Source organism: Veillonella montpellierensis DSM 17217, from assembly GCF_000426745.1.
Taxonomy (GTDB): domain Bacteria; phylum Bacillota; class Negativicutes; order Veillonellales; family Veillonellaceae; genus Veillonella; species Veillonella montpellierensis.
On sequence record NZ_KE384564.1, the window covers coordinates 93619 to 117391 of the forward strand.

At 42.8% G+C, this 23773-nt stretch carries 27 protein-coding genes; 6 read left to right on the plus strand and 21 right to left on the minus strand.

Annotated elements, in window-relative coordinates:
* Nucleotides 1-2: 2 nt before the first annotated feature.
* From atpD to K357_RS0108205, 14 genes are all read right to left on the minus strand, one after another.
* Nucleotides 3-1424: a F0F1 ATP synthase subunit beta gene (gene atpD / locus K357_RS0108140; protein ID WP_028258249.1), complete on the minus strand. Its 1422-nt coding sequence runs from the start codon at nucleotides 1422-1424 to the stop codon at nucleotides 3-5.
* 21 nt (nucleotides 1425-1445) lie between these two features.
* Nucleotides 1446-2303 carry an ATP synthase F1 subunit gamma gene (atpG, locus tag K357_RS0108145; RefSeq protein WP_028258250.1) on the minus strand — a complete coding sequence of 286 codons (858 nt, stop codon included), beginning with the start codon at nucleotides 2301-2303 and terminating at the stop codon, nucleotides 1446-1448.
* 3 nt (nucleotides 2304-2306) lie between these two features.
* Nucleotides 2307-3842: a F0F1 ATP synthase subunit alpha gene (gene atpA / locus K357_RS0108150; protein ID WP_028258251.1), complete on the minus strand. Its 1536-nt coding sequence runs from the start codon at nucleotides 3840-3842 to the stop codon at nucleotides 2307-2309.
* A gap of 2 nt (nucleotides 3843-3844) precedes the next feature.
* The gene (atpH, locus tag K357_RS0108155) at nucleotides 3845-4411 is read right to left on the minus strand and encodes an ATP synthase F1 subunit delta (protein ID WP_028258252.1); all 567 of its coding nucleotides are present in this window, start codon (nucleotides 4409-4411) and stop codon (nucleotides 3845-3847) included.
* A gap of 4 nt (nucleotides 4412-4415) precedes the next feature.
* Complete coding sequence (gene atpF / locus K357_RS0108160) at nucleotides 4416-4910, minus strand: F0F1 ATP synthase subunit B (protein WP_028258253.1); 495 nt, start codon at nucleotides 4908-4910, stop codon at nucleotides 4416-4418.
* Nucleotides 4911-4928: 18 nt separating this feature from the next.
* On the minus strand, nucleotides 4929-5171 hold the full coding sequence (atpE, locus tag K357_RS0108165; protein ID WP_028258254.1) for a F0F1 ATP synthase subunit C: 243 nt from the start codon (nucleotides 5169-5171) through the stop codon (nucleotides 4929-4931).
* Between the two features lie 44 nt (nucleotides 5172-5215).
* Complete coding sequence (gene atpB / locus K357_RS0108170; RefSeq protein ID WP_028258255.1) at nucleotides 5216-5893, minus strand: F0F1 ATP synthase subunit A; 678 nt, start codon at nucleotides 5891-5893, stop codon at nucleotides 5216-5218.
* Nucleotides 5894-5928: 35 nt separating this feature from the next.
* Nucleotides 5929-6288, minus strand: a complete 360-nt coding sequence (locus K357_RS0108175) for an ATP synthase subunit I (protein ID WP_028258256.1) — start codon at nucleotides 6286-6288, stop codon at nucleotides 5929-5931.
* 34 nt (nucleotides 6289-6322) lie between these two features.
* Nucleotides 6323-6556, minus strand: a complete 234-nt coding sequence (locus K357_RS09240) for an AtpZ/AtpI family protein (protein WP_038114025.1) — start codon at nucleotides 6554-6556, stop codon at nucleotides 6323-6325.
* A 224-nt stretch (nucleotides 6557-6780) separates the two neighbouring features.
* A complete protein-coding gene (gene wecB, locus K357_RS0108185; RefSeq protein ID WP_028258257.1) occupies nucleotides 6781-7938 on the minus strand; it encodes a non-hydrolyzing UDP-N-acetylglucosamine 2-epimerase in 1158 nt (385 codons plus the stop codon).
* A gap of 27 nt (nucleotides 7939-7965) precedes the next feature.
* Nucleotides 7966-9141 carry a glycosyltransferase family 4 protein gene (locus tag K357_RS09245; RefSeq protein WP_081658439.1) on the minus strand — a complete coding sequence of 392 codons (1176 nt, stop codon included), beginning with the start codon at nucleotides 9139-9141 and terminating at the stop codon, nucleotides 7966-7968.
* Between the two features lie 31 nt (nucleotides 9142-9172).
* Nucleotides 9173-10531 carry a PFL family protein gene (locus K357_RS0108195; protein ID WP_028258258.1) on the minus strand — a complete coding sequence of 453 codons (1359 nt, stop codon included), beginning with the start codon at nucleotides 10529-10531 and terminating at the stop codon, nucleotides 9173-9175.
* A 9-nt stretch (nucleotides 10532-10540) separates the two neighbouring features.
* Complete coding sequence (locus K357_RS0108200) at nucleotides 10541-10810, minus strand: ACT domain-containing protein (protein ID WP_028258259.1); 270 nt, start codon at nucleotides 10808-10810, stop codon at nucleotides 10541-10543.
* Between the two features lie 129 nt (nucleotides 10811-10939).
* The gene (locus tag K357_RS0108205) at nucleotides 10940-12565 is read right to left on the minus strand and encodes a phosphoglucomutase (RefSeq protein WP_028258260.1); all 1626 of its coding nucleotides are present in this window, start codon (nucleotides 12563-12565) and stop codon (nucleotides 10940-10942) included.
* A gap of 288 nt (nucleotides 12566-12853) precedes the next feature.
* On the opposite strand from K357_RS0108205, the gene ispE reads away from it, so the two are divergent.
* The 3 genes from ispE to K357_RS0108220 all read left to right on the plus strand — a co-directional run bounded on the left by ispE (nucleotide 12854) and on the right by K357_RS0108220 (nucleotide 16073).
* Nucleotides 12854-13744, plus strand: a complete 891-nt coding sequence (ispE, locus tag K357_RS0108210; RefSeq protein ID WP_028258261.1) for a 4-(cytidine 5'-diphospho)-2-C-methyl-D-erythritol kinase — start codon at nucleotides 12854-12856, stop codon at nucleotides 13742-13744.
* Nucleotides 13741-14454: a GntR family transcriptional regulator gene (locus K357_RS0108215; protein WP_038114028.1), complete on the plus strand. Its 714-nt coding sequence runs from the start codon at nucleotides 13741-13743 to the stop codon at nucleotides 14452-14454. The genes ispE and K357_RS0108215 overlap by 4 nt, the downstream gene beginning before the upstream one ends.
* Nucleotides 14455-14633: 179 nt before the next feature.
* A complete protein-coding gene (locus tag K357_RS0108220; protein ID WP_028258263.1) occupies nucleotides 14634-16073 on the plus strand; it encodes an alanine/glycine:cation symporter family protein in 1440 nt (479 codons plus the stop codon).
* A gap of 298 nt (nucleotides 16074-16371) precedes the next feature.
* On the opposite strand, the gene K357_RS0108225 is transcribed toward K357_RS0108220, so the two are convergent.
* The 4 genes from K357_RS0108225 to K357_RS0108240 form a co-directional block, all read right to left on the minus strand.
* Nucleotides 16372-16662: a DUF805 domain-containing protein gene (locus tag K357_RS0108225; RefSeq protein WP_081658440.1), complete on the minus strand. Its 291-nt coding sequence runs from the start codon at nucleotides 16660-16662 to the stop codon at nucleotides 16372-16374.
* 113 nt (nucleotides 16663-16775) lie between these two features.
* Nucleotides 16776-17225 carry an RrF2 family transcriptional regulator gene (locus tag K357_RS0108230; protein WP_028258265.1) on the minus strand — a complete coding sequence of 150 codons (450 nt, stop codon included), beginning with the start codon at nucleotides 17223-17225 and terminating at the stop codon, nucleotides 16776-16778.
* Between the two features lie 71 nt (nucleotides 17226-17296).
* On the minus strand, nucleotides 17297-17965 hold the full coding sequence (locus K357_RS0108235) for a DsbA family oxidoreductase (protein ID WP_028258266.1): 669 nt from the start codon (nucleotides 17963-17965) through the stop codon (nucleotides 17297-17299).
* An 84-nt stretch (nucleotides 17966-18049) separates the two neighbouring features.
* Nucleotides 18050-18256 (minus strand): hypothetical protein, encoded by a 207-nt coding sequence (locus K357_RS0108240; protein WP_028258267.1) that lies wholly within the window; start codon nucleotides 18254-18256, stop codon nucleotides 18050-18052.
* Nucleotides 18257-19508: 1252 nt separating this feature from the next.
* On the opposite strand from K357_RS0108240, the gene panD reads away from it, so the two are divergent.
* Both panD and panC read left to right on the plus strand, forming a co-directional pair.
* The gene (gene panD / locus K357_RS0108245; RefSeq protein WP_028258268.1) at nucleotides 19509-19901 is read left to right on the plus strand and encodes an aspartate 1-decarboxylase; all 393 of its coding nucleotides are present in this window, start codon (nucleotides 19509-19511) and stop codon (nucleotides 19899-19901) included.
* A 56-nt stretch (nucleotides 19902-19957) separates the two neighbouring features.
* The gene (panC, locus tag K357_RS0108250) at nucleotides 19958-20800 is read left to right on the plus strand and encodes a pantoate--beta-alanine ligase (RefSeq protein WP_028258269.1); all 843 of its coding nucleotides are present in this window, start codon (nucleotides 19958-19960) and stop codon (nucleotides 20798-20800) included.
* Nucleotides 20801-21047: 247 nt separating this feature from the next.
* Here the strand turns inward: panC and K357_RS09250 are convergent, their stop codons facing one another.
* Entirely contained in the window at nucleotides 21048-21242 is a 195-nt protein-coding gene (locus K357_RS09250; RefSeq protein ID WP_038114033.1) for a DUF2922 family protein, read from the minus strand.
* Nucleotides 21243-21313: 71 nt separating this feature from the next.
* A complete protein-coding gene (locus K357_RS0108260) occupies nucleotides 21314-21532 on the minus strand; it encodes a DUF1659 domain-containing protein (protein WP_028258270.1) in 219 nt (72 codons plus the stop codon).
* Between the two features lie 615 nt (nucleotides 21533-22147).
* Here K357_RS0108260 and K357_RS0108265 point away from each other — a divergent pair.
* Nucleotides 22148-22855, plus strand: a complete 708-nt coding sequence (locus tag K357_RS0108265) for a metallophosphoesterase family protein (RefSeq protein WP_038114035.1) — start codon at nucleotides 22148-22150, stop codon at nucleotides 22853-22855.
* 50 nt (nucleotides 22856-22905) lie between these two features.
* Here K357_RS0108265 and K357_RS0108270 read toward each other — a convergent pair whose 3' ends face one another.
* The gene (locus K357_RS0108270) at nucleotides 22906-23457 is read right to left on the minus strand and encodes an SGNH/GDSL hydrolase family protein (protein WP_028258272.1); all 552 of its coding nucleotides are present in this window, start codon (nucleotides 23455-23457) and stop codon (nucleotides 22906-22908) included.
* Nucleotides 23458-23773: the final 316 nt, after the last annotated feature.

Below are 23773 nucleotides of genomic sequence, written 5' to 3' on the forward strand. Positions count from 1 at the left end.
TATTATGCCCCCTTTTCTTCCATGTCCTTTGCTTTTGCAATGGCTTCGTCAATGGTGCCTACCATGTAGAAAGCACTTTCAGGTAAGTCATCATGTTTGCCTTCTAAAATTTCCTTAAATCCGCGAAGTGTTTCTGCTAATGGAACGTATTTACCAGGTGAACCAGTAAATACTTCGGCTACGAAGAATGGTTGGCTCAAGAAACGTTGAATTTTACGCGCACGTGCTACGGTCAATTTATCTTCTTCCGACAATTCTTCCATACCTAAAATAGCGATAATATCTTGTAAATCACGATATTTTTGAAGCACTTCTTGTACACCACGCGCAATGTGGTAATGTTCTTCCCCTAATACGTTAGGGTCTAGGATACGGCTCGTAGAGTCCAATGGATCCACCGCTGGATAAATCCCAAGTTCTGCAATGGAGCGAGATAGTACGGTGGTCGCATCCAAATGGGCAAATGTTGCCGCTGGTGCTGGGTCAGTCAAGTCATCGGCTGGCACATAGACGGCTTGTACCGATGTAATGGACCCTTCTTTGGTAGAGGTAATACGTTCTTGCAACGCTCCTACGTCATTCGCCAAGGTTGGTTGGTATCCTACGGCTGATGGCATACGACCAAGCAAGGCGGATACTTCCGATCCCGCTTGAATAAAGCGGAAAATATTATCTACGAATAACAACACGTCTTGTTTTTGCACATCACGGAAATATTCTGCCATGGTTAATCCAGCTAAAGCCACACGCATACGAGCTCCTGGTGGTTCATTCATTTGCCCATAGACTAAGGCCGTTTTGTTGATAACCCCCGATTCTTTCATTTCGTTCCAAAGGTCATTACCTTCACGGGTACGTTCTCCTACGCCGGAGAATACAGAATAGCCACCATGTTCTGTAGCAATGTTATGGATCAATTCCATAATCAATACGGTTTTACCTACACCGGCACCACCAAACAAACCAATTTTACCGCCTTTTACATAAGGGGCAATCAAATCAACAACCTTAATCCCTGTTTCAAGAATGGTTGTTTCTGGTGCTAAATCATCAAATTGAGGGGCAGCGCGATGAATTGGCCATTTTGTATCTGCTTGTACAGGTGTATCATCGTTATCCACGGTTTCACCAAGAACGTTAAAAATACGGCCTAATACGCCATCCCCAACAGGTACAGAAATCGCAGCACCCGTATCGACTGCATCGATGCCACGAGTCAATCCATCTGTGGAGCTCATCGCTACGCAACGAACAGTATCGTCGCCTAAGTGTTGCATGACTTCTGCCACGACTTTCGATTTTTTATTGTCCTCACCAGTCACAGCAATTTCAATGGCGTTATAAATCGCTGGCAAGAAACCAGGTGTAAACTGCACATCAATAACTGGACCGATAACTTGAACAACTTTACCTATAGTATTCATGGAGAGATGTCTCCTCCTTATCTATTGCAACGCATTGGCACCGCCAACAATTTCAGAAATTTCGTTAGTAATGCCCGCTTGCCGTAATTTATTGTATTCCAAATTAAGCTTATTAATCAATTCTCCTGCATTATCCGTAGACGATGTCATCGCCGTCATTCTAGCGCCCAACTCACTCGCTGCAGATTGTAACAACCCATTGTAGATGGTAATTTCCAAATACTTAGGCACCAATTCATTGAAAATAGTTTCTCCATCAGGCATAAAGAAGTATTCTCGTTCTCCTGCGGCATGCGCTTCTGGTGTAGAGAATGGCAACAAATGACATTCGCGTACTTGTTGCGTTAAGGAATTGATAAATTCTGTATATACCATAATCACTTCGTCCACTTCTTCCTGTAAGAAAGCGTGGGCGATTTCTTTTGTCAATGCTTTGGCATGTTCATAGGATGGTTTATCAGAATAGCCATAAAATGACTTCTTCACAGTATAGCCACGACTCTTCATGTAATCCCGTGGTTTTCTCCCTACCGTTACCAATGTATATTGATCCGGTGTTTTACCACTTAGCTCATTGACCATATACTTGATGAGATTACTTGTATAGGCCCCAGCCAATCCTTTATCAGCGCCAATAATCAGATACCCAGTTCGTTTCACTGTATCATGACGCAACATGGGATGCGTTCTTTCAAAGGTAGGACTGCCTGCCACATGACGAAGTACATCCGCTAATTTCAATGCATAGGGACGGGTAGACTGTGCTTTCAACTGTGCACGGCGTAATCGAGCAGAAGCCACCATTTTCATGGCTTTAGTAATTTGCTGTGTATTGGTAACGCTTTTTATGCGCTTACGCAAATCCTGTGCACTCGCCATAGGTTACGCCTCCTCTGTGACTAATGAATGAGTAGCCCCAAAATCAGATACACATTCAGTAATCGCCTTCTTCAACAATTCTTCTGTATCTGGTTCTAATTTCTTCGTATCTCGAATGGATGTTAACACTTCGCTGTAACTAGCTTTTACAAAACGGAGCAACGCATTTTGAAACTCTGGTACATCCGCCACTTGAATGGCCCCAAAATAACCATTAATGCCGGCATACAAACAAACGACTTGTTCTTCTACGGGCATTGGAGAATATTGTGGTTGTTTCAACATTTCTGTCAATCGTTCCCCACGATCTAATTGTGCTTTCGTCGACTTATCTAAATCGGAACCGAATTGAGAGAACGCCGCCAATTCACGATATTGCGCCAAGTCCAACCGCAATTTACCAGCCACTTGTTTCATCGCTTTAATTTGTGCACTACCACCTACACGAGATACGGATAACCCAACATCGATGGCAGGACGAATGCCAGAATAGAACATATCAGTGCCCAAGAAAATTTGACCATCTGTAATGGAGATAACATTGGTTGGAATGTAGGCGGATACGTCCCCCGCTTGTGTTTCAATGATAGGCAAGGCAGTAATAGAACCGCCACCCAATTCATCGGATAGTTTAGCTGCTCGTTCAAGTAAGCGAGAGTGTAAGTAGAATACGTCCCCTGGATACGCTTCACGTCCTGGTGGACGACGTAGTAACAAACTCATCGCGCGATACGCCGCCGCTTGCTTTGTCAAATCATCATAGACACATAGTACATGTTTGCCTTCGTACATAAAGTGTTCACCCATAGCAACCCCTGCATACGGTGCAATATATTGCATTGGTGCCCCTTCAGATGCACTGGCAGATACGACGATGGTATAGTCCATAGCGCCGGCTTTTTCCAATTGTTGTACCACACGCGCTACGGTTGATTCTTTTTGACCGATGGCTACATAAATACAAATCACGTCTTGCCCTTTTTGATTCAAAATTGTATCAATGGCAATCGCCGTTTTACCCGTACCACGGTCGCCGATGATTAATTCACGTTGCCCACGACCAATCGGTACCATCGCATCAATCGCTTTAAGCCCCGTTTGCATTGGTTCAAATACTGATTTTCGATCTGCAATACCTGGTGCTGGATATTCTACAGGACGATAGGTTTCTGCTTTAATCGCCCCTTGTCCATCAATCGGTTGTCCTAAGGCATTCACAACGCGACCAATTAATTCATTACCCACTGGCACTTGCATGATTTTACCAGTACGGCGCACTTCATCGCCTTCTTTGATAAGCGATCCTTCACCTAGTAATACGGCCCCTACATTATCTAATTCTAGATTGAGTACCAAGCCGTATACACCATGTGGCAATTCTAATAATTCACCAGCCATCGCTTTTTCAAGACCATATATATGTGCAATTCCGTCCCCTACGTCGAGGACAGTACCTACATCATCAACGTTAAGTTGTACATCATAGTCCTGAATCTGCTGTTTAATAATGGCAGTGATTTCTTCAGGCTTCATTTTCATACTTAACCATTCACTCCTATCTGTGTAGAGCCTGCATTATGCAGCGTTTTTTCTAATTCTTCTAACCGACGTGCCACACTGGCATCAATGCGCTTATCCCCAATTTGAATGATCATACCACCCATAATATGAGGATGTATCGTTACATTCAAAATCACTTCTTTTTGCAATGTAGCTTGCAATTTAGCTAGCAATTTCTCTTTCGCCGCCTCTGAAAGTGGCTCTGTTACGAACACGTCTGCCTCTACAATATTACGCAACTCTCGTGCCTTTGTAATAAAGCCTTGAATGGCTTCTCGCATATACGATGCACGATTTCGCTGTATCATAACTTTCATAAAATTCAATGCCATTGTACTGATAGCTTGTGAAAAAATTTTATCTATCAATTCAATTTTTACATGATTTTCCATAACAGGATGTGTTAATACCATTGTTAGTTCTGCATGATCCTTCATCACATCTTGCACATAGGTCAATTCTTCTTCTAGTTGTGCTAAGGTATTTGATTCTTGTGCTAGTTCCAACATGGCTTCACTGTATTTGTCTGCTACAATTCTTACGCCCATATCATCACAACCCAATCGTTTTACTATTCAACTTGTCAATAGCTTCATCAATCAATTTGGCATTAATTTCGCTATTCATATCGTTAGCAACTACTTTACCAGCTATTGCCACCGACAAAGAAATCACATCATTCCGCAAGGATTCCATAGCCCGTTTACGTTCTTGAGCTAATTCTTTTTGTGCTTTGTCTTTTTCTCGTGCAATTTGAGCTCGTAACTCTACTAGTTGTTGTTGTGTAGTACGTTCCGCTTGTTTCGTTGCTTTATCAATGATATCTTGCGCTTCTTGACGAGCTGCAAGTAGTTGTGCTTTGTATTCTTCTTGTACTTTTTGAGCTTCCTCTTTAGCAACCTCTGCCGCTGCTAAATCATGGGCAATCCGTTGTTTACGTTCTTCCATAATCGACACTAATGGTTTATAGGCAAATTTTGCTAAAATAGCCACTACGATGAAGAAGTTAAGGAATTGAGCAAGTAATGTACCGTTTATATCTACCAACGGTTCTCCCTCCCTTAATTAGATTTTTGTAAATACTAAATATAATGCAATAACGGCACCGATAATAGGCATCGCTTCGATCAAACCAATGGCAATAAACATAGTAGAACGCAATTTGCCTTCTAATTCAGGTTGACGAGTCATACCTTCCAATAATTTACTAGCTACCATACCATCACCGATACCAGCACCAATCGCTGCAAAACCGATAGCAATCGCCGCTGCTATCCCTAATAAACCTTTTAAAATTGCATCTTCCATAATTAAAACCTCCATAATAATTAATCATTATATGTAAAACTATATTAGTGACTATCGCCAATACCTTGTCCTAAGTACGAAGCTGTTAAGACTGTAAAAACAAAGGCTTGAATAAGGCCGATAAATAAACTAAACAAAATCCATGCCCATTCAAGAGGGATATATCCAGGTAATAATTTATACATAAGTTCTAATAAAATTTCTCCGGCTAATATATTACCGAATAGACGGAAACTCAATGTGATTGGTTTTGCCACTTCTTCAAACACGTTGAGTATGAACAAAGCCGCAAATGGTTCTACGAAATGTTTAAAATAGGATAATCCTTTCACTCGTAGACTAACAACCCACACTGATAAGGAGCTGGCCAGCGCTAATCCTAACGTTGTATTCAGGTCAGTCGTTGGTGAAAATAGTAGCTCGCCCGTTGGCAGTAAGCCTAACTCATTACCAATCAGAATGAAGAAAAAGAAAGTAAATAGTAGTGAGCTAACTAGAGGCCAGTGTTTTCCTAATCCTGGTGCTAATTGTCCCTCTAGCTCTTCTAATGCCCATTCTACAACATTCTGTATTCCAGATGGAACCAATTCTCTCCTTCTTGTGGCTGCTACAGTAATAATGATAACAATCGCCATGGTAATCCACGTCATAATGATGGTATCCATATGAAATGTCAATCCTAGCCATTGTACCACTGTATGGTGTCCTGCATGCAATTCCACAATCTCACCTCCTTTCATAAATAGCCGTTGTATCCTTACGATAATTTCCAATATATACCATATGACAAAATCTGATTCACTACCAATCCTAGTACTATACCTATTGGGTCAAGTATAGGCCATTGAAAGCCTACTACTACTAGCGCCATAACACTCACTAAACGCACGCCCATATGTCCACGCACATGGCGCACCATGTCGCGTGTATGCCTACCTTGTACGCGTTTCATGTGAAAGCCCAGTAGCACAAGGTATACGATATGAATCATGCATCCCCATAGCCAACCAGCCATATACGTCATATGATGGGTCATAAAAAAAAGGGTCATACCTGCGAGAGTAACGACTATTGTTGCCAATAGCACATGTTTCATAAATTGTGTATATTCTCTCATATGACCTCTTTTCACTGTAAATTTAGGCTATATATTATTGATTCAGTTGTCTATACATGAGATAGAGTCCACCGAATCCTCCTACTAACCCACCTATTAACATACCTACTGGTGCCGTATCAAACTCTGTATCACACCACCAGCCGAGCCATAAAAAGCCACCGATACTGGACAGTATCGTAAATCCTGCCGACGTGGCTACGGCGATTGCTTTTAAGCGCGATACTTGTTCATCACGTGTATCATCATGCGTATCATTTTGATTCACTCAAGTAGCACCCCCTTATCGTAGGTAATACTTACATGCTTAATATACTCGCATTTGAAAAAAAACTCTAATATATCCTATGAATAACAGTATCAATTTTTTCTAATTTTACAGTCTCTAGGCCATCAAGGATAATCTCAATTAAGAATATACGCATAATATTAAGTCATGAGTAAATGTAATAGTGTTGTAGTTGTAGCAACTTTTATTCATAGTATCCTATCCTATTTCTTACAATTATTTCCGAAATAGTCGGGACGTGCAGCGGTACCTAAGAACTCATGGCGCAAGGCTTGTAAGATTCTCTGTGTCGCCTTGCCATCGCCATACGGATTGACTGCATTCGACATCTGTTTATAGGCCTTCTCGTCCGCCAATAGGGTGTGGGCTTCTTCATAGACGCGTTCTCTATCGGTTCCTACTAAATGTACCGTACCTGCCACGACTGCTTCTGGTCGCTCCGTCGTATTCCGCAATACGAGCACTGGTTTACCTAAGGACGGTGCTTCTTCTTGAATACCTCCTGAATCAGTTAACACCAAGTACGAACGAGCCATCAAGTTGGCAAACGGTTCATAATCTAACGGATTAATTAAGCTAACGCGATCGACGTATCCCAATTCTTCTTGTACCACTTGTCGTACTTTTGGATTTTTATGAACTGGAAATACGACTTGAATATCGTCAAAGTCATCTACCAATTGACGAATCGCACGGTACACATGGCGCATTGGTTCGCCTAAATTTTCTCGGCGATGTGTCGTAACAAGAACAATGCGTTTGCCTTCATAATCCAAGGTATTCAGATCATCATCTTCAAAGTGATATCCATCTTGTACCGTCATTTGCAGCGCATCGATGACGGTATTACCTGTTACATAGATATGTTCGTTGCTTACATTTTCTGTTAGCAAGTTCTGCTTCGATCCATCAGTTGGTGCAAAATGGTAGGTTGCTAAGGAACCTGTTAATTTGCGATTCATTTCTTCTGGGAAAGGCGAGTAAATATTACCCGTTCTAAGTCCCGCTTCTACATGTCCTACAGGAATTTCTTGATAGAATGCCGCTAACGCACCAGCAAAGGTGGTCGTCGTATCGCCATGGACTAATACCACATCAGGCTGTGCCTGTTCTAACACATCTTTGAGGCCCATCAAAGCCCGCGTTGTTACATCATACAAGGTTTGTCCTTGACTCATAATATTTAAATCATAATCAGGGGTAATCTTAAATACGTGTAACACCTGATCTAACATGTCACGATGTTGTGCTGTTACGGTTACAACCGATTCCATATCTGGTGCTGCTTCTAATGCTTTCACTAGAGGGGCCATTTTAATCGCCTCTGGCCGTGTACCGAATATGGTCATAACTTTCAACATACCCTACATTCCTCCTATAGGTGTGTATTATTTTTGTTCAGAATCAATCTGCTTATCTAATACATCAATATCATCCATCGTATGCAATGGACGGGTTAATTCAAATTCATTAGGTTTTAGTAAATTTGGTGTAGCCGGCACGTTAACGATCGGCTGCCCTTTCGTATCTAGGGGGTTATCCGCCGCATCTGTTCGTGAAATAACGCCGATGCGTCGCGCCACGATGACCGCCACCACAATAAATAGTATGACGAGAATCGTCCCAACGATGGCATTTACTTCCGCCGTTACAACGGCTACACTGGCTAACAGTGCCGTAATGACATACATCAATAGTACGGTTTGCTTTTGTGTAAGTCCTTGTGCTAACAATCTATGATGGACATGACTTTTATCAGGCTTGAAAATAGGTCGTCCACTAATTTTACGACGAATGATGGCAAATAGAGTATCCAATATAGGTAAACCCAACACGATAACCGGCACTACCAATGCCGCTACTGCCGCCGTTTTCACGGCGCCCATCACAGAAATAGCTGCCAACGTATAACCAAGCAACATGCTCCCCGTATCACCCATAAAAATTTTTGCTGGATTAAAGTTATATCGCAAAAATCCACACGCCGATCCTGCTAAGGCCAGCGTAATACAGGTGAGTTCATATTGTCCCATTTGAAACGTTACAATGCCGATAGCGATACAGGCAATAAAAGAAATACCAGCCGCCAAGCCATCAAGGCCATCGATGAGGTTTACAATATTGGTAAATCCGACAATCCAAAAAATGGTAAGCGGTACCGACCAATATTCCAGATACAGCATGCCGCCCCAAGGAATTGCCAAGAAGTCAACGCGAATGCCATAGGCCACCAGTACAGCGGCCGCAATGATTTGCCCCATCAATTTCGTTTTCGGATCGATTTGTTTCACATCGTCCCAAATACCTACAACCACCAAAATAGTAGACCCCAACAGTAAGCCGAATAAACTATGCGTATGCGGCACATTCCATAGGACCGACGCCATATATCCGATACAAATCGCCAATCCTCCTAGTCGAGGAATCACTCCGTGATGTACTTTTCGTGCATCTGGTTTATCAATAGCACCTATTTTTATGGCCAATTTACTAACTATCGGTGTGATCACATAGGTAATGGCCAATGCCACTAAGAACGCTACTATATACACCGTTATCGCCATTATCACACCTCCTTGTGATGCAATGGATACATCAATTTGTCAAACTGCGAATTGGTGCTGGAATACGACCACCGCGGCGAATAAATTCTTCCGAGCTGAATGGACTGACTTCCACAATCGGACAATATCCCAATAAACCGCCAAATTCAACGGTATCACCTACCGTTTTGCCTGGCACTGGAATCAAGCGCACCGCCGTTGTTTTATTATTAATCATGCCAATAGCTGCTTCATCGGCAATAATGGCCGAAATCGTTTCTGCCGTTGTATCACCTGGTACGGCAATCATATCAAGCCCTACCGAGCATACACAGGTCATGGCTTCCAATTTTTCGAGTGATAAACTACCACACGATACGGCGTCAATCATACCTCTGTCTTCGCTGACAGGAATAAAGGCACCGCTCAAACCGCCCACATGAGAGGACGCCATAAGGCCACCTTTTTTCACCGCATCATTTAATAAGGCTAGCGCCGCCGTTGTACCATGTGCCCCACAGGACGTAATTCCCATTTCTTCGAGTACGTGGGCCACCGAATCGCCTACTGCTGGCGTTGGTGCCAAGGACAAATCGATGATACCGAACTTTTTACCCAAGCGATGTGACGCCTCTTGTGCCACCAATTGTCCCACACGGGTAATTTTGAAAGCGGTCCGCTTAATCGTTTCCGCTACGACATCGAAGGTTTCGCCACGCACACTTTCTAACGCGTGTTTTACCACCCCTGGCCCGCTAACACCGACGCTAATCGTAGTATCCGCTTCTGTTACGCCGTGAAAGGCGCCTGCCATAAATGGATTATCTTCTACAGGGTTACAAAAGACTACTAATTTAGCGCACCCTAGGGCATCGCTGTCCTTTGTTAATGCAGCCGTTTGCTTTACAATCTGTCCCATGTCGCGCACAGCATTCATATTAATGCCCGCTTTCGTAGAACCGATGCCTACAGAACTGCACACGATATCGGTAGAGGCCAAGGTCTCTGGAATGGAGGCTAGCAAAATGCGATCCGCTTTCGTACACCCTTTCGATACTAAGGCAGAAAAGCCGCCGATAAAATTAATTCCCACCGCTTTAGCCGCTCTATCTAGCGCCTGTGCTACTGGTACATAGGTAGTTAAATCACTGCTAGCAGCTACTAGCGAAATCGGTGTGACGGATACCCGTTTATTGATGATGGGCACCCCGAACTCACGTTCAATCGCTTCGCCCGTCGCCACTAATTGTTCTGCTTCTTTCGTAATGCGGTCATAGATGCGGTCACATAATTGTTTCCCGTCGCTATGGGCACATTCTAAGAGGCTAATCCCCATAGTAATCGTACGAACGTCTAACTTATTCTCATGAATCATAGCGTTCGTTTCTAAAATATTCTCAATTGATAACATAGTTGCCACCTAACCTACACGATGCATGCTTAAAAAAATGTCCGCATGTTGTGCACGAATTTCTACACCTAACGTTGTTCCTAACTCAGTTAATTTTGTTTGTACCGTTTCTAAGTCCACTGTATCCTGCATGGTGCACATCATAATCATATTAAAAAATCCATCTAAAATTGTTTGATTAATGGACTCAATATTTATATTGTTATCCGCCAACACATTGCTAACGCCAGCAATAATGCCTACGCGGTCAATTCCGACTACCGTAATTACCAATTTCATGATTTCACAACCTTTTCTCTAAGCCTAGTCTCTCAAAATACTCTTTCTAATTATAGCATAGATTGCCCATTATCACATACTATTCACAAATAATTATGCACGCCATCACCAGGGGCGCTTTTACTTTCACTATCCACCAATCACAGTCGATACAAGTTCTTCCCCTGCCCGAAGTAAGGCCGTAAGGCCTTCTCTGCCATCTAGACTTTCACCGTACACTTTATAAAGGTCTTCCGTACCTGACGGTCTAGCCACTAGCCACCCTCGTTTGGTAGCAATGTAGAGTCCCTTAATCGGCAAATCATCATAGGTGGATGTGGTGCGCATAGTAACAATTGGTTCACCATTTAGGTCTGTTGCGGTTACATCACTAGGTGCTAAGGATTGTAATAGCGTTTTAGCCTCTTTGCTGCACGGTGCATCCATACGGCCATATACCGGCTTCCCGTATTCTTCTGTTAGTGACCGATACATTTGTTCCGGTGTTTTGCCCGTTACGGCTAGCATTTCCATGGCCAAGAGTGCCATCACGATGCCATCTTTATCCGTAGTCCACACAGAGCCATCTTTTTGTAAGAAACTGGCGCCTGCACTTTCTTCACCGCCGATGCCAATGGTCCCGTCAAACAATAGGGGTGCAAAATATTTAAACCCTACAGGCACTTCATACACTGGCACATGATGACTTGTGGCCCACGCATCTACAAGAGATGTAACCACTACTGTTTTTCCAATCCCTTTGTCCTTCCAACCGCGAGTGGTGAACAAGTAGGCACTGGCGGCCACTAAAAAATGATTGGCTGCTAGCAACCCTTCATGGGTTACCACACCGTATCGATCATAATCGGGATCATTTCCCACTGCCAAGTCATAGTCACCAATCTGTGCAATCACTGGTGCCATCGCATAGGGAGAGGAGCAATCCATGCGAATCACGCCATCATGGTCATAGGTCATAAAACTAAATGTAGGATCGTACTCGTCGTGAATGATGTCTAAGGATAATCCATAGCGATCACGAATTGCTTTCCAATAGGCGCTCCCACTGCCACCAAGCGCATTAACGAGGATATGTAACTGGCCCGCTTTAATGGCGTCCATATTAATAATCCCTTGTAACTCTTCCACATATAATCCTTGATAGTCATAAGGAATTTGTACAGACGGTGCCATAGTATCGATGGAAATTCGTTGTATCCCTTCACCGCCAGCTAGTAAATAGTCATTGGCACGCGTTTCAATCCATTGTGTAATCGTCGTATCAGCGGGGCCTCCATGAATCGGATTGTACTTAATGCCCCCACAATCTGACGAGTTATGAGAAGGGGTGATAATAATGCCATCCGCTTTTTCATCATGCGCTCCATTATAGCGAAGAATGGCACGCGATATAGATGGAGTTGGCACAAAGCCGCCATCCTTATCGACAGCCGCCACTACCCCATTACCGGCTAACACTTCTAACACCGTTACTAGTGCCACTTGCGATAGAGCATGCGTATCTTGTCCCACAAAGCACTGAGCAGTAGCACCAAATTTATTACGGCCATCACAAATGGCTTGTGTAATCGCCGCCACATGTAAATCATTAAAACTGCCCTCCAAGGCTTTTCCTCGATGACCCGATGTACCAAACGATACCAACTGCGAAGCATCATGCACATCTGGCATTCTCTGTTGATAGGCCTCGTATAGTGCCATCACATCGATGATATCTTCTGCGCGCACCACTGTACCTGCTAATTCGTGTGCCATACGTACCGCCTTTCTTTTCAATCTATGTTACATAACTTTACTAGAAACATTGAATTTTACATGTCATATAGACTATACTTAATACGTTACCATATTATATAATACTACTAATAACATATGTCAATGTATGAACCATCACGAGATTCATAGATGCACATTGTTTTCTATAGAACATAGTCAATATACTATGGTTCCATCAATACGGCCACCTTACATGTGGCATTATATATGCTAATCTTATACTAATTAATGTTTTATTTCAATAAAGAACACGTAAAGGAGATTGTCTTGGAACAACTGAGCCATAGCAAAATTAATGTTGGTCTCGCCATCTTACACAAGCGCGATGATGGATACCACGCCATTGATACCATCTTTCAATCCATACGATTAGGCGATTCTATTTATTTTGCCCGTCACCATTCCGTCGTATTTTCAGGAATGGCCCCAGAACTACCTGCCTATATGGCAAACATGATTCCCTATGATGAAAGCAACCTGGCTATGAAAGCACTCCGTGCCATCCAAGACTATACAGGTTGCCAATTGGGTGCAGCCATTCATCTACTAAAACGAGTACCGCCTGCGGCTGGTCTTGGCGGTGGCAGCGCCGATGCGGCGGCAATGCTACTCGGATTAAATCGCTTTTGGGACCTACGACTTACCGACGACGAATTGCTATCCATTGCTAGCACCTTAGGGGCGGACGTACCCTTCCTAGTAAAAGGTGGCGCGGCCCGTGGCACCAGTCGTGGCGACGTACTAGAAGCCTTACCCGTACCAAAGGCGCATTGGCTATTAGTAGTCAAACCGACTCTATCGGTATCAACGGCACAAGCGTACCATCGCTTTGATGGGTCCAGTCAAATCTCTACTGGCACCATTGACACCGTCGTCAATCATTATCAAAACCAAGACTTTATAGGGGCTTTCAAAGCCAGTGCCAATACCTTTGAAGAGTTGCTATTCCCCATTCATGATGAATTACGAATTTGTAAAGAATTCTTTACCACCAGAGGGTATGATACTATCATGACGGGTAGCGGACCTACGATGATCGTTCTATTAGATACGGCCCGTGATGCCCTCGCCTTACAAGAAGAAGTTAAGGCCGCGAATCACGATTGGCTAACACTCATTACGAAAACTTGTACAGAGGAGGATCTAGAGCAATCATGAAAGATACACGATTACAACCCATCAAATTAGATGCCTATAAACCACTGCGTGAAGTGGTAAGCGAAACCTTGCGTCAAGCCATTCAAGATGGCGTGTTACAACCGGGTGAACGGTTGATGGAAATCCCCTTGGCTGAAGAACTCGGCGTCAGTCGCACACCGATTCGCGAGGCCATTCGCAAACTTGAACTGGAAGGTTTCGTCGTTATGATTCCGCGCCGCGGCACCTATGTGGCCAACATTTCCCTCAAAGACATTACACAAGTCTTTGAAATTCGATCGGCCCTAGAAGAATTGGCGGCAGGGCTCGCAGCCGAACGCATTACGGAAGAAGAAATTGAAGAACTAGAGCGCATGTTGGTAGAAATTAGCGACCATATAGAGAGCAAAGATATGGACCGCATCGTAGACGCGGACATAAAATTTCACGAAGTCTTATACAAGGCATCGCGCAATGATCGATTAGCAGAAATTGTGCATAATCTGCGCGAACAAATCATTCGTTTCCGTTCTGTATCCATGAACCAGCCTGGGCGTTTGGCAAAAACCTGGGAAGAGCATCGCCAGCTTGTAGAGGCCATCGGTGCTCACAACGCCTTACAAGCTAGAAAAATAGCTCGCATTCACATGGAACATTCCGAACAAGCCCTATTAACGGGTATGGAAGATAGAGAAACAGCCCATGATGTAGAAGCGTCCTTACAACTATAATCATGGGACAATAGTGAATCTCTTATTAGAATATATTCACAACACCCTTATAATTATCAGTAGTGACAACACCTTCACCAATCCTGTCACTCACCGTATATAGTTTAGATTGATATAATTGGTAAAGATACCTTTATATATGCTTTATGTTATATTTTCAAGAGAAAGGAATGTTTGCATTGGAATCTGCACTCAACAATCTTGTATCCGACATTAACGGATACCTATGGAATTATTTAATCATCTTTATTTTAATTGGTGCCGGTCTTTGGTTTACCTGTACCACAAAACTCGTACAACTTCGTCAAATTCCTGAAATGATTCGTCTATTAGGTGATGGGGTCGGTACGAAAACAAAAAACAATCACGTATCCTCGTTCCAAGCCTTTTGCGTAAGTACCGCCTCTCGCGTAGGGGTAGGGAACATTGCAGGCATCGCCATTGCCGTAGTGCTAGGCGGTCCTGGTGCGATATTTTGGATGTGGGTGATTGCCTTAATCGGTGCGGCTACTGGCTTTATTGAAAGTACGCTAGCCCAAATCTATAAAGAACCTTTGCCTAATGGCGGTTTCTACGGTGGTCCAGCTTACTACATTCGCTATGGCCTTAAAAGCAAATGGTTCGCCGTATTGTTCGCTGTACTCATTTCAATTACCTACGGTCTTATCTATAACTCCGTACAAGCCAATACATTAGCCTTGTCACTCGAAACATTCCACATCGACGTAGCCTATACTGGCATCATAGCGGCCATCTTAACCGGCATCATCGTATTTGGTAGTATCACTCGTGTTGCCAAAGCCTGTGAAGTCATCGTACCTATCATGGCCTTGCTCTATATCGGCACCGCTTTATATGTCATCATTGCCAACATCGATCATTTTCCGCATGTCATTTATAGCATTTTCGCTTCCGCCCTCGATCCCTACGCTGCTGGTGGCGGTTTCCTAGGTGCTACCATGATTAACGGCATCAAGCGTGGCTTATTTACCAACGAAGCCGGTGAAGGGTCTGTGCCAAATGCGGCCGCTACTGCCAATGTATCCCACCCAGTAAAACAAGGCCTCGTACAAGCTTTCGGCGTATTCGTGGATACCATGTTTATTTGTACCTCTTCCGCATTCATCGTATTAGTCATCGGTGATTATTCCACCACTGGTTTGACTGGTGTGGCCCTCGTACAACATAACCTAGCCCAAGAACTAGGACCATGGGCTCCCTACGCGTTAGCCGTGTTCATCATGATGTTCTGCTTTAGCTCTCTCATCGGTAACTACTACTATGGAGAAGTAAACATTACTCATATGACCGATAAAAAATACGTATTAAACATTTTCCGTCTTCTCGTAGTAGCCATGGTATTCATTGGCTGTATCTCATCGTTAGAACTCGTATGGAACATGGCCGACTTATTCATGGCGTGCCTCATATTGACAAACGTAACGGCTATCGTCTTACTTGGTAAGCAAGCCGTCGTAGCTCTAAACGATTATATCGCGCAAAAACGCGCAGGTATTAAAGAACCACAATTTAATAAATCCGTACTACCCGACCAAAGCGGTATCTTTTGGTGGGGCGACAACCAAACTGATAACTATGTACCGGATCATAAAAAATAATACGCCTATAGTTATCTAACAGTCATAGGATTAGATGTATAGCCATGTATCCTATAACCCCAAAATCACCTACCGCATCGTGACATTACATACTCACGATGCGGTAGGTGATTTTTTATTCCACCATCATAGGATGAAAAACTATACCTATGATGATATACAATTATGACTATTTATAATCTAATAAAGAGCAATAAAAAACATGCACATTGCCGACTTTCAACATCAGCAACATGCATGTATTTCTATAGTAACTCAGCATCTAATAACGCAACGATGGCACTCATATCCTATCTTGCTATTCCTCTGGAACTGGATTCGGCCCAAATCGATTGGCTTGAGGATCGCCACGACGCAAAATACAATAACTCAAATATAACGATAAAATACCGGACATGAATTGCGTTAACATCCACCAATTTTCATGCATAAAATTGTATATAAACCCTAAGGTTCCTAAAATAGATAGAATAAGTGAAATTAATACCCACCAACCCGATTTATTAATATCATGCAACCGACGTACGGACACTGCCCAACCTGGTATCGCGAGTAATAGATATATAGGTATACATATGCTATAAAAAATAGATGGCTCATATCAATACCAAAAACAATCATTGCCAATCGGTAATAAATCAACTATATAGGGAGCATGACTGCCAACAACGATATCGACCAGATCACCACTGCTAGTGCCATCTAAATTAACCCATAGTAGTGATCGTATTTGTCATCTAGCTTTGCATAGGTACCTTGTAATATATCTTCTAGGGTAACGCTTTGTAAATAGTCATGAATATAATTTTGTAAGCCCGCCCAAAAGCCGACGGCTATATCCGTCACGGCAGTTTCTGTGGCAACGCCTTCATCGAGGCTAGCAATGATGGCCATCGAGTCTTCCGTAGCTAATAAAATATCCAATATGGTATAGTCTGATGGCGCTCTCGATAGTGTATAACCCCCATATTTTCCGCGGATGCTACGCACCAATTGAGCCGCGCTCAACCGTGATACAATGCCTTCTAAATATTTTTCTGAAATGTGTTGACGATCTGCAATGGATTGCAAGGAAACTGGTTTCTTTGTATCTTGTTGTGCTAAATCCAGCAAGATTCGCAATGCATAGCGCCCCTTCGTTGAAATTCTCATCACCTATTACCTCTCTTGTAAAGTCCCCATGTTCACTGCAATACATCGTTACACACGCCGTATCGAACACATCATTGATGTGGTTCTTCTCGTTCCCATAAAGAATTTTGTAACGCCTCTTTATAATCTTCTACTGTCCCTACGCCAGAAAACCCTTGTTGATAATCTAGCACAAAAAATGGTACACGACTGATTTCTAAATCCTTAGCAATCGCTTCATCATCACGCACATCAACTTGATTGTCGCCTGTTTCCAACATATGGCGAACATCATCCACCGCAAGACCTACCTCATGAGCAATGCGAAGTAATACTTCATGGTCCGCTAGATTTTCATGATGAATATAATTAGCCTCAAATAAGGCATCTACGATTCGTTCCATGCGCTCAAATCGCTGTTCATCACGAATAAACCAGGCATACTTTACCAAACAATGTGCATCCATCGTATTGGTGCGCGTCGCCTTACGATAACTAAAACGGCTATCTTCGCCTTGCCCCATCGCATCAATTTCTGCTACCTTAGCTTCACATTCCTCTTGCGACGCATGAAAACGTCTCATCAACGATTCTACCATCGTTTCCGTAGTTTCTATCGGCGATTCTTTATCAATTTCGAAACAACGCATTTCCAATTCAATACGATCTTCTTCACCAATCTCGCGGATTGCTTGTAGCATACGCTTTCTTCCAATATAACAATAAGGATCTGCAAAATCTGACCAATAGGTAATTCTCATAATTTCCACCTTTTACACTAACTACATACGTCCATATAGTATATCATGGCTACTCACGTATTGAAAGTCCATCCCACACACGTACTATTTCGCCACTTTTTTAATCTTACCAAGCACCAACGCCGCGGCCCCCAAAGCAGTGACACCTACACCAAGCACACTGGCGCCGAGTGCTACATGATCGCCTACTGTGCGATGCGACTTGTCTTTCGCCCAATACCCTACCGCCGTACTAGCGCAAACAGCAAGGCTATTAGCTAACGATTTTTTCGATAAAAATGGTTGTCTCATAAGAACCTCCTTAGGAACACCTATGCTACTATCTCTGCTATATATATTACCATGATTGTACAATCCAGGTTAGACAACTCGACCCCACATGGAAAGATGCCATTGTATGGATTGGTGCGCATAATATGATTATTCTTTTAACAATTCATGGGGTTAGATGTATAGCACGTTTTGTCCTATACCCCTATATAGTTATAGTATACACTAGAGACAAGTGAAAGTGAACGCTCTATGCTAACGTTCCTATATCCATACGTAACCATTCGATGTGTACCCGTATCATGTATCGCAAAGGTACTTAGAAAAGCCATATTTATAGCAGTACGCGTTATATCGTTAACTACCGCATAGGTAGCTTAGAAATAAAATGCGCCGTTAACTACCGCATAGGTAGCTTAAAATGTTGAGGCTTCAACTCACCACCATGATATGCGGTTAACTACCGCATGAATCGATTACAAGGATATCCTTACATGCATAAAAACTCTCCATGTCTAACCCCTTATCGATAACTTGCACCATAGGCCCCATTGATTAAAACATTTCTAGTTGTTATACCGCCCTCGCTGAACCCATAGGTGGTCACTCCCTATCCCCTTACCATGTAGTATAAGTATATCCTAACATTCATAAAAAACTAATTTTCTAACCCTCTATCGCTAGCTTTCACCATAGGCCCCATTGATAAAAACTGCTACTTGTTATACCGCCCTCGCTGAATCTGTGGTATACTACTAGCGGAGATAGTATTCTGTGAAACTATACTCTATCTGACACATTACTTTATACCAATTTACAAACAGAGTCGCCCTTGCACAATCTACACGATGTGAACAAGATCGCTTCTCTCATAGAGTATACAAAGATATACACACCGCCGTAGGCCACTATGCTGTCATAGTTACCTACGGCATGGCAATAGATAGGTCGATTGTAGGTGTTTCTAGGATGAACCAGAAACATCTTCTTACTAACTAGATTGCTACATGCTTGGCTGATGGATGCCTATGTTAGATTCCACACATGTACTGCCGTATGTGCCTTCTATGCAAGAGAAGTCCTATGAAACTAGCATGCTTAGTATATAATGACCGCCCAGTCTATATCATCTTCTGTATCATCGTAATATTACTGTGTCCGATGGAATATCTCCATCGGACTTTTTTTGTACATATCCCAGAAAGGAGTCTACGGTACTTTCATACCATGTAGAAATTTTCTACACGGTAATCATCATCGGTACCCATCTATTATGACCATAGAATTATTAGCTGGCAAAATTCATCGTGCCACCGTAACACAAGCCGAACTCGATTATGTAGGTAGCATTACAGTTGATGCGCACTTACTAGAATCAGCCGGTATACAAGAATATCAAAAAGTAGACATTGTCAATGTCAATAATGGCGAACGCTTTCAAACCTATACCATTGCCGGCAAGGCACATAGCGGCGTTATCTGTTTAAATGGCGCTGCCGCTCGATGTGCTTGCACTGGCGACAAAGTAATTATTATGGCTTACGCTCATGTGGATAGCACAGAATGTAAGCATCATGCACCATCTGTCGTATTTGTAGATGACAATAACCATATTACAAGACTCACTCATTATGAAACACATGGCTTATTAGCCGATATGAAGTAATCTATTTGTCAGAACAGAGCTATCTTCTCTATCTACACCAAGAAAGGATGACATCTATGCAAATAATAACTACGATTCAAGATATGCGCCACGCCGTAAGGGAATGGAAACGCCAAAACAGCTCCATTGGTTTCGTTCCCACTATGGGGTATTTACACGAAGGTCACGCTTCTTTGATTCAGCGCTCCGTCGCCGATAATGATCATACCGTTGTATCCGTCTTTGTCAATCCTACTCAATTTGGACCTACGGAAGACTTATCTACCTACCCTCGTGATCCCGAACGTGATCAGGCTCTTTGTGAAAGTCTGGGGGCAGATATCGTATTTTTCCCAGATCCTAGCGACATGTATCATGACCCTCATGTATCCGTCATCGTCAATGGCCTCAATGAGCATTTATGCGGCCTAAGTCGCCCGATTCACTTTCACGGTGTCTGTACGGTGGTGACTAAACTATTCAACATCGTAACCCCTGACCGCGCCTATTTTGGTCAAAAAGATGCACAACAATTAGCGATTATTAAAAAGATGGTGGAAGATCTTAACACCCCCGTAGAAATTATCGGTTGCCCTATCGTTCGTGAAGCAGATGGATTAGCTAAATCATCTCGTAATACCTATTTATCGCCAGAGGAACGAACAGCGGCGCTTTGTCTATCAAAAGCAATCTTTCACGGTCAACACATCATTCACCAGGGAATGAAATCCGACGAATTACTACAAGCCATGCATGCCATCATCGACAAAGAACCGTTGGCCCGTACTGAATACATAGAAGTTGTCGATGCATGCACCATGGAAACCGTATCGGTCATCGATCGCCCTGTGCTAGTCGCTATGGCCGTATACATCGGACAAACGCGTTTGATTGATAATTTTAGCTTTCCTCTTCCATAAACGAAGACGCCTATGCCATCATAGGCATAAAGAATATACATCACGTTCCTATGACAAAAAAAAGTCCCTATCATAGTCACGGCGTGTTAGTAATCAATACATTACTAATGCACTACGGCTATGATAGGGGCTTTTATATAGGCAATACACTCATTGCCTATGGTGAGGGGCTTTCACCAATTACGAACTGCCTGGTCCGTTATACTAATCTACCCTATATATTACACCAACTCTTGTGTGGTGGTCGTTACAATATATGCTTTTTAAAAGATACCAACGGTTCTTTATTAGCACTTTCTAATGCTTGTTTATCGGTAATCACAGAGGCTACCTTCGTCACATCGGCTAATGTTAACCCTGCTTTAGGATGTGCTACTGTTACCGAAGACTCTTTACCACTCGGTGTGGCAAATTTTAAATATAACACTTGACGTTCTACCATACTAACATCTCCCTTACTATCATCATCAAACCCTATCACTCATCACGAGCATAGGTCCTACACCCTATCCGCTACTCAGCAGATAATTTTTGTTGATCCAAACGAATCACCGCCTGTAACGCTTTATCTTGCAATGTGGCTAAGGCTGCGCCCACAGCTTGCACCGCTTCATCACTAGCACTATCTACAACACGTGAAAACGTAACCTGTTTATACGTCATCTTGCCTGCTGTATTCAAACCGTTTTCTAAACGAAGGATCAATTTCGTAGACTCCATTTCTTTTTTCATACATCTCACCTCCTTTCATTCCCTATATTCTGAAAGGTGGCGCTATGTAAAAGAATCTGCTTATGATTTCTATCAAATTGCGTGAATCCTTCAAACGTAGTTGCTATAGTTCATCTAACAAAAATCGTAGTAGCCCTATCAAATTGTCCGAATCACCCATAAGGATTGCCATGCACATGACGTGGACGTTAAAACACTGCTCACCACATGATACATTACTAACAACCACGTCACGATCGTATATCTAATAAGTATTGCATAAACTACAATGGTGAAAATGACGACCATACAAGAGTAAGAATGCTCCTGTGTATCTAGGTTATCGCTGTATCCCTTATCTATAGATTCTATCCTAGCGTATGAGACCCTATCCTCTGTCTATACTTTATAGTCCGCTTATAGTATGCTATACGTAACTTATAGCGAACGATAGATACTGGTCGGTACTAGCCTATACACGCTATTGTCTTACCAATTCCACGTATGTTACTCGATATAGCCTATATAGCTTATCGATAGTTTCATGATTGTATGCGTAGCCATAGTATTGTATCATAATGTATTTCTTATATAATGTATATTCTTTAAATCATCGTCATAGAGGAGAGGTGTCTTATGCGTATTTTTATAACTGGCGATCTACATGGTGAAGAACCTGTGATTACATCGATATCAGAGCGTTGTCCCCAATTAGGGAAAGGGGATGTGTTACTTGTAGCTGGCGATTTTGGAATCCCTTGGTGGCAACCGGGAAGCGACCGATCTAAAAATGATACTAAATTACTCCGCCTATTGTCAGACTATGAATTTACCACTTGCTTTATCGATGGTAATCACGAAAATTTTGATTTGCTACAAACATTCCCCTACGAGGAGCGATGGGGCGGTAGGGTACAAAAAATTGCCCCCCACATCTATCACTTATGCCGTGGTGAATTATTCACTTTAGGGGGGCATTCTATATTTGCCTTTGGCGGTGCAACGAGTGTCGACAAAGCATCTCGCACGGAACACATTTCTTGGTGGCCCGAAGAAAATGCTTCTTCCTCGGAAAAAGCTCATGGTATAGACGTGTTAGAACATGCTAATTGGCACGTAGATTATGTGATTACTCATACGGCGCCAGAACAATTTTTCTCCGTCTACCAAGAGCTAGCTTTCAATAAATTATTACTCGCCTGTCCCACACAGGCGTATCTAACAGAGTTACACAATCGTCTAACCTATAAAAAGTGGTATTTCGGTCATTACCATGGCGATAAAAATTCTAATTCCTTACAATGTAGATTACTATTTGATAATATTGTAGAATTAGGCGAATAGGTTTCTATAGGTACTAGACAGTACGATAGTAGGTGCAGATGATGTCTCTATTAACGTAGGTCACCATAGGCATCAATAGCCGCTTGTGCTAGGTTTGCCATGTATTGATGGCCCCGCTCATTCACATGCACATCGCCCACATATAGAGCTTCGCCTTTTTTTCTATGGGTATCGATAAGATGATAGAAATCAATCGTATGAATGTGGCGGTCCTCACAATAGTTTCTAACTAATTCATTATAATCACGTAGCACACTGTCTTCCTCTGCTATTTCCCCATCAATAGGCGGCGCTAAGCATACCATCAATGGGATCTCTTCTTCTTGTACCACTCGAATGATACGGTCTAATAGGGTGAGACAACTCGTCGCATCCCGCCCCATGAGCACATTGTTTGTGCCGCCCATGAGAATGACCATATCCGCATCAGTTATGAGCCTATGAACGCGATACAACATGCCTTCTAAGGTATCTCCATCGATACCGGCATTAACGAATTGTATCCTCCCCTCGTACGCTGCACTTAATAATTCGACCCAGCCACAACCAAATGTAACGCCATATCCATGCGTTAAACTGTCGCCGATACATACAACACGCATCCTATCACCCTTTCATGCTCACCTACGCATATACGAATGAATCTAAGCATAGATTGCCATGCATCATCACACCATCGCCATCATGCATACCGGTTACTGAAACGTGCCATTAGGTCCTAGAAATTTTCTCCTTAATGATTGCCCTTATGTTCTATTATGACCTATGATTAACCCTTACGTGCTATCACGGCCACCGTTAGATTCTAAAAGTACGCCCCTTCACCTAAGTCTGTACTCTTACATCGCAAACGGTTATATCATAATCACCGTCAAATGAGGAAACTTGAACACGCCTAGGCATGTTCTCTCTTGTGGC